The organism is Aquicoccus porphyridii, assembly GCF_008369105.1.
GTDB classification, from domain to species: domain Bacteria; phylum Pseudomonadota; class Alphaproteobacteria; order Rhodobacterales; family Rhodobacteraceae; genus Aquicoccus; species Aquicoccus porphyridii.
The window spans coordinates 1-407 of record NZ_VINQ01000172.1; the positions used below are offsets into that span (position 1 = coordinate 1).

Sequence of the window (407 nt, forward strand, 5' to 3'; positions counted from 1 at the left end):
GGCGGCTGGTGGCGTTACTGGGCGGAGCAGGAACTCTTCGAACTGGCGCCGGCCTTGCACGACAGCCTGGGGTTGACCGGCGAGTATCGTCGGGTGCCGTTGGAACACCTGCAGTGCCTGCTGCAACCGGCGGATGCCGACGAGTTCGGCCTGCGCCTGCGTGCCAGCCTGCGCAGCGGCCAGGCGCTGGCCCAGGACCTTTGCCTGCGTCAGCCGGATAGCCGCGGCGAGCGCCGCTGGCTGCGCATCGAGGGCCGGCCGCTGGGACGCGGCAGTGCCCTGGGGCTGTCCGGCGTGCTGCTCGACATCAGCGAAGGCCGGCGCCAGGAGGAACGGGCACAGGCGGCCCACGCGCGGCTGCGCAGCCTGATCGACAGCGCGCCGGTGGTGATCTACGTCCAGCGGGT

1 protein-coding gene is annotated in these 407 nt (G+C 72.2%); it reads left to right on the forward strand.

The window, feature by feature from the left end:
• Positions 1–407 (forward strand): PAS domain-containing protein (locus tag FLO80_RS24060; protein ID WP_500676338.1); only part of this gene is annotated, 407 nt, incomplete at both ends.